Origin of the sequence: Samsonia erythrinae (assembly GCF_004342665.1) — a bacterium.
Taxonomy (GTDB): Bacteria; Pseudomonadota; Gammaproteobacteria; order Enterobacterales; family Enterobacteriaceae; genus Samsonia; species Samsonia erythrinae.
In genome coordinates, this window is record NZ_SMBY01000009.1 from 120,105 (window position 1) to 128,113 (window position 8,009).

8 protein-coding genes and 1 rRNA gene are annotated in these 8,009 nt (G+C 48.2%); 3 read left to right on the top strand and 6 right to left on the bottom strand.

Features of this window, described 5'->3' with window-relative positions; all coding sequences use genetic code 11:
- Positions 1-199: 199 nt before the first annotated feature.
- Positions 200-835, top strand: a complete 636-nt coding sequence (gene yihA, locus EDC54_RS14005; protein WP_132457504.1) for a ribosome biogenesis GTP-binding protein YihA/YsxC — start codon at positions 200-202, stop codon at positions 833-835.
- Between the two features lie 202 nt (positions 836-1,037).
- On the opposite strand, the gene EDC54_RS18285 is transcribed toward yihA, so the two are convergent.
- The 5 genes from EDC54_RS18285 to EDC54_RS14025 all read right to left on the bottom strand — a co-directional run bounded on the left by EDC54_RS18285 (position 1,038) and on the right by EDC54_RS14025 (position 6,401).
- Positions 1,038-1,085 (bottom strand): spot 42 RNA, inhibition of DNA synthesis, encoded by a 48-nt coding sequence (locus EDC54_RS18285; protein ID WP_071892919.1) that lies wholly within the window; start codon positions 1,083-1,085, stop codon positions 1,038-1,040.
- A gap of 161 nt (positions 1,086-1,246) precedes the next feature.
- Positions 1,247-4,036 carry a DNA polymerase I gene (gene polA / locus EDC54_RS14010; protein ID WP_132457507.1) on the bottom strand — a complete coding sequence of 930 codons (2,790 nt, stop codon included), beginning with the start codon at positions 4,034-4,036 and terminating at the stop codon, positions 1,247-1,249.
- A gap of 381 nt (positions 4,037-4,417) precedes the next feature.
- Entirely contained in the window at positions 4,418-5,041 is a 624-nt protein-coding gene (gene dsbA, locus EDC54_RS14015; protein WP_132457511.1) for a thiol:disulfide interchange protein DsbA, read from the bottom strand.
- Between the two features lie 24 nt (positions 5,042-5,065).
- The gene (locus tag EDC54_RS14020) at positions 5,066-6,052 is read right to left on the bottom strand and encodes a serine/threonine protein kinase (RefSeq protein ID WP_132457514.1); all 987 of its coding nucleotides are present in this window, start codon (positions 6,050-6,052) and stop codon (positions 5,066-5,068) included.
- A gap of 79 nt (positions 6,053-6,131) precedes the next feature.
- Positions 6,132-6,401 (bottom strand): YihD family protein, encoded by a 270-nt coding sequence (locus tag EDC54_RS14025; protein ID WP_132457517.1) that lies wholly within the window; start codon positions 6,399-6,401, stop codon positions 6,132-6,134.
- Between the two features lie 200 nt (positions 6,402-6,601).
- Here EDC54_RS14025 and mobA point away from each other — a divergent pair, with 200 nt between their 5' ends.
- Both mobA and mobB read left to right on the top strand, forming a co-directional pair.
- A complete protein-coding gene (mobA, locus tag EDC54_RS14030) occupies positions 6,602-7,174 on the top strand; it encodes a molybdenum cofactor guanylyltransferase MobA (protein WP_132457520.1) in 573 nt (190 codons plus the stop codon).
- A complete protein-coding gene (gene mobB / locus EDC54_RS14035; protein ID WP_132457523.1) occupies positions 7,171-7,692 on the top strand; it encodes a molybdopterin-guanine dinucleotide biosynthesis protein MobB in 522 nt (173 codons plus the stop codon). Before mobA ends, mobB begins: the two co-directional genes overlap by 4 nt.
- Before the next feature lie 155 nt (positions 7,693-7,847).
- On the opposite strand, the gene rrf is transcribed toward mobB, so the two are convergent.
- A 5S ribosomal RNA gene (gene rrf / locus EDC54_RS14040) occupies positions 7,848-7,963 on the bottom strand.
- Between the last annotated feature and the right edge of the window lie 46 nt (positions 7,964-8,009).

Here is an 8,009-nt window from a genome sequence, read left to right on the forward strand (position 1 = left end):
TGTTCTCAGGTACACAGCTATAAAGGAATTGCGGCGGAATCTAGCAGAAAGCCCGATAATAAAAAAGTGTCCGCAGCAGACGTCCGCACTTTTCTTTTCACATCAGTTTACCGCACGTTGGGGCAGATAAAGCCGCCTTTAATTGTCAGTTACAGGTATAATCCCCAACCAGACAGAGATCCAGACAGAGATAACGATTGTGACCCAGCAACATAACTACCACATGACACGCTTTATCATCAGCGCCCCGGATATTCGCCACCTGGCAACAGATAGCGGTATCGAAGTGGCCTTTGCTGGGCGCTCCAACGCCGGAAAATCCAGCGCGTTGAATACGCTAACCAACCAGAAAAATTTGGCTCGCACCAGTAAAACGCCGGGACGTACCCAGTTAATCAACCTGTTTGAAGTCACCGACGGCGTGCGTCTGGTTGACCTTCCCGGTTATGGCTATGCCGAAGTACCGGAACAGATGAAGCTCAAATGGCAACGTGCATTGGGTGAATACCTGCAAAAGCGTAACAGCCTGAAGGGGCTGGTCGTGCTGATGGATATTCGCCATCCGTTAAAAGATCTCGATCAGCAAATGATTCAATGGGCGGTCGATGTCGAGCTTCCTGTTTTAGTGCTGCTGACCAAAGCCGATAAACTGGCTTCCGGCGCACGTAAAGCCCAGTTGAACATGGTGCGCGAAGCCGTGTTGCCATTCATGGGCGATATTCAGGTCGAGGCGTTTTCATCGCTGAAAAAGCTCGGGGTCGATAAGCTGCGGCAGAAACTGGATAACTGGTTCAGCACGTTGCAACAGGCGGAAGATGAACAGGAAACGGAATAACGTTTTCACGTGGTGCTGAGTGTCATCACTCACATCACGCTGCTGTTTTCCACGATAACCCGCCGTGACAGATTTTCTTTTCATACAGAACGGCGCCGGCACATTGCCGTCTGTCGCTCCATTGCCGCCGTTTTTCAGGTAAAAAACCTGGATAAAGCCCATAAAAAACGCCCCGCTCAAAACTGAGCGGGGCGGCTAATATTCAGCCAAATCCGATTACGTGAAGTAAAAGGTCTGAAAGATAGAACATCTTACCTCTGTACCCTACCCGTTAACTTTACCCTATTTTTTCACCGGAACAAAGGATTTTTTGTTGTTTACTTTCATAAAAAATGGTTATTGATTACACAAAGTCAAACCAGGTCACACAATACTGTTATTTAATTACAGAAAAGGGACAAGCAACCGCTATCAGTGCGCCTCATCCCAGTTAATCCCAGTGCCGATATCTACCTGCAACGGGACATTCAATTCCATACAACCTTCCATTAATGCTTTGATTTTACTAATGGACTCTTCAATAACCGAATCATGGGTCTCGAAAACCAGCTCATCGTGTACCTGCATGATCATCTTCACCTGCGGTTTCTCTTTCTGTAGCCAATCGTCGATCGCGATCATCGCTTTCTTAATAATATCAGCAGCGGTGCCCTGCATTGGGGCATTAATCGCCGCACGTTCCGCCCCCTTACGCGCCATCGCATTACGCGAATGGATATCCGGCAGGTAGAGGCGACGCCCATCCAGCGTGGACACATAGCCCTGTTCAGTCGCCTGTTGGCGCGTGCGTTCCATGTAGTCCTGCACGCCTGGGTAACGTTCAAAGTACAGGTTCATGTATTTTTGCGATTCGCTGCGCGGAATATTCAACTGGCGCGACAAACCAAACGCGCTCATGCCGTAAATCAAGCCAAAGTTAATTGCTTTTGCGCTCCGACGCTGTTCCGACGTCACCTTATCCAACGCGATACCAAACACCTCCGATGCCGTTGCCCGGTGGATATCCAACCCGTTCGCAAACGCATTTAGCAACCCTTTATCGCCCGACAGATGCGCCATGATACGCAACTCAATTTGCGAGTAGTCGGCAGCCACAATGCTGTAATCCTTCGGCGCAATGAACGCCTGACGAATACGACGCCCTTCATCATTACGTACCGGGATGTTTTGCAGGTTCGGATCGCTGGAAGATAAACGCCCGGTCGCGGTGACGGCCTGATGATAAGACGTATGCACACGTTTCGTCGCCGGGTTGATCATCAGTGGCAGCTTATCGGTATAAGTGGATTTCAGCTTGGCTAAACCACGGTATTCCAGAATCAGCTTCGGCAGAGGGTAATCCAGCGCCAGCTCAGCCAGCACTTCCTCATTGGTTGATGGCGCGCCTTTTGGCGTTTTCTTCAGAATCGGCAGCTTTTGCTTTTCATACAGAATGCCCTGTAGCTGCTTGGTCGATGAGAGATTAAACTCTTCGCCTGCCAGCTCGTAGGCTTGTATTTCCAGCTCCGCAAGACGGGTTGTCAGCTCTTTTGAATGTTCCGCCAGAATCGCAGGATCGATCAGCACACCTGTACGTTCGATGCGGGATAAAACCGGCACCAGCGGCATATCGATAGTCTGGAAGACCTGACATAGATCGGCATGCGGCTGGAGTTTCCCCCAGAGCTTCTGGTGCAGATGCAGCGTGACGTCCGCATCCTCAGCCGCATAAGGGGCGGCCTGTTCCAGAGCGATCTGATTAAACGTCAGCTGGTTTTTCCCCTTACCGGCAATTTCTTCAAAAGTAATGGTTTTATGCTTCAGATAACGTTCGGCAAGGCTATCCATATCGTGACGCCCCGCCACGCTGTCGAGTACATAAGATTCCAACATGGTATCAAACGCGATACCGCGTAAATCAATGTCATACCGCTGCATGACGCCTTTATCAAACTTGAGGTTCTGGCCAATTTTCAGCAGTTTTTCGTCTTCCAGCAGCGGTTTGAACAGTGCCAGCACCCGGTCGCGATCTAACTGTTCCGGCGCATCAAGATAGTCATGAGCCAATGGCAGATACGCCGCTTCACCGGGCTTAATCGCAAACGACAGACCAATCAGATGGGCAGTGAGCGTATCCAACCCGTCGGTTTCCGTATCGAACGCGAAAACGTCAGCCTGTTTAAGACGCTCAATCCACCCCAGTAACGTGCTCTCGTCCAGAATCGTGACATAGCCTTCGGCAGAAAGCGCAAAAGCAGCGTCTTCTTCATCCGCCTCTTCAACCACCACGTTACTGGTAGCCTGAACAGGCTGTCTGCCTTTTTTGTCTTCCAGCCAGGTACCGGACTCCACATCGGATAGCCAGCGCTTGAATTCATAACGGGAGAAAAGGCGATGTAACGCATCCACATCCGGTTCATTAACGGTAAGTTGCTCGCAGCTAAGCTCCAGTTCGACATCCGTCTTGATCGTGGCTAGTTGATACGAGAGATAAGCCACCTCTTTATGCTGTTCCAGCTTTGGTGCCATGGTTTTCGCACCGCGAAAAGAAAGCTCAGCTATTTTATCAAGGTTTGCATACAGCGCATCCAGCCCACCAATTCCCGTCAATAACGCCTGCGCCGTTTTTTCTCCCACGCCGGGCACGCCGGGGATGTTATCCGACGCATCTCCCATCAGCGCAAGAAAATCGATAATCAGTTCAGGCGGGATACCGTATTTATCGCACACCTCCTGAGGGCCAAGAATGGTGTTATTCATGGTATTAATGAGGGTCACACTCGGCGTTACCAACTGTGCCATATCTTTGTCGCCAGTGCTGATCAGCACCGACCTGCCCGCTTTCTCTGCCTGCACCGCAAGCGTGCCAATCACGTCGTCTGCTTCCACGCCAGAAACCGCCAGAAGCGGTAGCCCCATCGCTTTCACCATGTTATGCAGAGGTTCAATCTGCTCGCGCAGATCTTCCGGCATTGGAGGACGGTGAGCCTTATAATTTTCGAACAACTCGTCGCGGAACGTTTTCCCTTTTGCATCGAAAACCACAGCAACATGACTGGGATGATATTGCAGCAGCAAACTGCGTAGCATATTCAGCACGCCATACATCGCACCTGTTGCTTCCCCAGCGCTGTTTGTAAGCGGTGGAAAAGCATGATATGCGCGATACAAATAGGATGAACCGTCTACCAGTATTAAAGGATTTTCTGCAATCTGAGCCATAACCTGCCACGATCATTGTTGTCTTGTCATGGCGCTAAGCATGCCATAGGTAAGGGAAAGAGACGATCCTTAACGTAAAAGATTGGCTAATTTTGCATGGACGTTCGCAAGACATCCCTGTGGATAAGTTTGTGAATAAATTTATTCCATTAATTATCAATTATTATTTTGATTTTTCTAAAAAACTTAATATGTTTTTATTTCATCTAGTTATAATAAAAATTATTTATTTTTAGTTTCAAAAAACCGTCATCCAATTTGTGGATATAAATGCGTCAATAAATGGGCTTGGCGAAATAATGAAATATAAAAGATAAGCAATTCAATGCTAAAACAGTGTAAAACTATGCGGTTTTAGCCGCATAGTTTATTCATTCATCACTATTTTTTAGTAATGAGGAACTTCACCACATCCGCATACTGTTTTACGTATGCGTCCATTGAGCTGGTATCAAGGCCATCGTTCTTAATCATATACTTACCATTAACGAACATGGCCGGAACGCCACGTAATTGCAAATCTGCCGCGGCTTTTTCCTGCTGAGCAACCAGCGATTTCACAACAAAGCTATTCAGCGCGCCATCAAATTCTTCCGCACTCACGCCGGCTTTGACAAAGATGTTCCGAATATCTTCCGGCTTTTGTACCGTCTGCGTTTTCTGAACGGCATCAAACATCAGCGGGGTAATTTTATCTTCTACCCCCAGCGCCATCGCCACCGCCCAGGCCTGAGTCAGGTTTTTACCCAACGGACCTAAGAAATCCACGTGATAACGCACCATTTTTGTCCCTGCCGGCAAGGCTTTTTCCACAGCCTCTGGAATATGGTAAACCTGTTCAAACTGATAGCAGTGTGGACAATAAAATGAGAAAAACTCAAGAACCTGAGGTTCTTGCGTCGCCGGTTTATCTAATTCGACATATTGTTTGCCGTCAGTGAATTCTGCAGCTGAAGCACTAAATGCCAGAACCATACCAATCAGCGCAAGCCATAATCTTTTCATAAATCTAACTCTCTCCATTTAATTTCAGTACATTGGCGCCAGCTGTAGAGGAGGCTCCTGTAACAGCTGAGTTTGCGCAATAAAGACTGTCGTTTGCTTTAACCAAAAATCGGCATCCGTCATCCAGGGAAAATTTTTCGGAAAAGCAGGATCCTGCCAGCGGCGAGCAACCCAGGCCAGATAATAAACCTGCCGCATCGCTCGAAGAGGCTCAATTAGCGCGAGTTCCTTTTCCTGAAATTCCGCAAATTCGCTATAGGCCTCAAGTAAAATATCCAACTGAACGCGTTGTTCGTGACGCTCACCGTGCAACAGCATCCATAAATCCTGTATAGCCGGGCCATTGCGGGCATCATCCAAATCCACAAATAGCGGACCATCACGCCACAGAATATTTCCCGGATGACAATCCCCATGCAGACGCAGTGGACGCCAGTCGCTGTGCCAATAAGCTTCAACTGTATCAATCAGTTGACGGGTCGCTTGTAAAAAATCATGTCGATGTATTTTCGGTATTAGCGGACATGTCTCCAACAGTCGATAAGGTTCATGCAGATATTCATTAACCCCAATCGTCGGACGTTCGGTGAATAATGATTTCCGGCCTGACTGATGAATCCGCCCGAGAAAACGCCCGACCCACTCAAGCTGCTCGTCATTATCCACTTCATATTGCCGTCCGCCCTGACTGGGAAAGACGGCAAAATAAAATCCGTCATAACAATGCAAGGTCTGACCATGAAGTAATACCGGGGCAACGACAGGTATTTCATCTTCTGCCAATTGCTGAGCAAAGCGATGCTCTTCCTGAATTTGCGCCGCACTCCACCGTTCCGGACGATAAAATTTCACCACGAATCGCTTACGATCTTCGTCCGCAAACTGATACACCCGGTTTTCATAGCTATTTAGCGCCGTCAGGCCGGAATCCACTCTCAGTCCGACATTCAGTAAGGCATCCATGATCAATTCCGGGAATAACGTCTGAAAATTAAATACGGAACTCATCATCACAACCACGAACAATAGGGGGAAGAATAAAATAAATACGGGCAATAGCAGACTATCATGAGCGAGTTATTCCTTTGCACTAGTCTTTAATCACACCCCGGGCGCGCAGCAAAGCCGTTTTGAAATCGTCCTCATAGTCTTTCTTCATACCGGGAATCACCTGCTCTTTATTCGTGTCGCGCATTTTCAGATGGTAAATAAGGATATCATCTGTCAGTTCATTTAACTGCCCCTGGAAGCCCGCCTCCTGTGCAAGGTTTTGTAAAAATTGCACCAGATTTAGATCGGGCTCTTTTTGCCAGGCCGGGTGCAACAGCTCAATCAGTTCGTTAACGCGATGACATTTCATTTTTTCTCCTTGAAACTGTTTTCATCAAGATGCGGTAAAGCGCCCGAATCGCATCCGAGCATCTAGCGACAAAATAACAGCCTTACGGGCGCGTGGAAAGGGCTTGGTCTTCCGTAAAAGTTTTCAGAGAATAACGCATAGTTTATCCTCCACAGACTTTCGATACATAGAAAGGTGAACACAGTTGATGGGAAAGTGAAATGATTACAGGTGTGATTCTCGCAGGCGGACGCGCGAGCCGCATGGGAGGACGCGATAAGGGCTTAATCGCACTGAACGGCGTACCGCTATATCAGCATGTCCTGCTTCGACTCAAAAAGCAGGTAGATGAGGTCATCATCAGCGCTAATCGCAATCAGCCAATTTATGCACAAAGCGGTTGTCGAATTATTGGGGATTTTGATACAAGCTTTCCAGGTCCTCTGGCGGGTATGCTAAGTGGATTACATGCCTCCACGTCCGAATGGGTCGTATTCGTCCCCTGTGATGTTCCCGCTCTCCCTCTCGATTTGGTACACCGCTTATGGCAAGCACGAGGAGACACGCATGCGGTTTATGCCACAGACGGAGAACGCCCACATCCGACATTAGTCTTAATGAATAAAATCCTTATTAACACGCTGGAAGACTACCTGAACCACGGCAATCGCAAGCTGATGTTATTTATGGAGCAGGTTGGAGCAAAAACCGTTTCATTTAACGAGCAGCCAGAAGCCTTTCGTAATCTTAATTCACCCGAGGATTTATCCAACTGGGAGGATCAAATACGATGAGCTCTAATCATCTCCCCTTGCTCGCAATTGTCGCCTACAGCGGTACAGGTAAAACGACGTTACTTAAACGAGTTATCCCCCTGCTGGCTAATCAGGGTATACGGGTCGGATTAATTAAACATACACATCATCAGATGGATATTGATACACCAGGTAAAGATAGCTACGAGTTGCGTAAGGCAGGAGCAGCGCAAACTATTGTCGCCAGTAGCCAAAGGTGGGCGCTAATGACGGAAACGCCCGGGCAGGAAGAACCCCATCTTTACGATCTGGCGGAAAAAATGGATGCATCCACTCTCGATTTGGTGCTAGTTGAGGGTTTTAAACACGAAAAGATCGCGAAAATCGCCTTGTTTCGCCAATCGTTGAACAGGGAACTACATGATTTGATCGATGAATATGTTATCGCTATTGCATCCGATATAGAGATAAGCACCATGCTTCCGGTACTTGATATCAATCAACCAGAGCAGGTTGCTAATTTTATCCACCAATGGCTCAAAAATAGCCGTCTGTAGTTCGGAGAAGATCGCCGTTTTACGACGCCATTGAATAAGGGCGGCAGCAATTCCACGTTTCTGTCATACGGGCTGCCGGATATATATACAGAATTCTCCAAACACGCACAGCAAAAAGCCCCTGTCTTACGACAGGGGCTTTCCACTTATTTGATGCCTGGCAGTTCCCTACTCTCACATGGGGAGACCCCACACTACCATCGGCGCTACGGCGTTTCACTACTGAGTTCGGCATGGGGTCAGGTGGGACCACCGCGCTATCGCCGCCAGGCAAATTTCTCGTCTCTTCCTGAGACTCGCCCTTCGGGCCGTCGCCT

Coding starts and splice junctions, on each gene's coding strand:
- polA (WP_132457507.1), bottom strand. CDS start 4,036: ATGGCTCAGATTGCAGAAAATCCTTTAATACTGGTAGACGGTTCATCC.
- dsbA (WP_132457511.1), bottom strand. CDS start 5,041: ATGAAAAGATTATGGCTTGCGCTGATTGGTATGGTTCTGGCATTTAGT.
- EDC54_RS14020 (WP_132457514.1), bottom strand. CDS start 6,052: ATGATGAGTTCCGTATTTAATTTTCAGACGTTATTCCCGGAATTGATC.
- EDC54_RS14025 (WP_132457517.1), bottom strand. CDS start 6,401: ATGAAATGTCATCGCGTTAACGAACTGATTGAGCTGTTGCACCCGGCC.
- mobA (WP_132457520.1), top strand. CDS start 6,602: ATGATTACAGGTGTGATTCTCGCAGGCGGACGCGCGAGCCGCATGGGA.
- mobB (WP_132457523.1), top strand. CDS start 7,171: ATGAGCTCTAATCATCTCCCCTTGCTCGCAATTGTCGCCTACAGCGGT.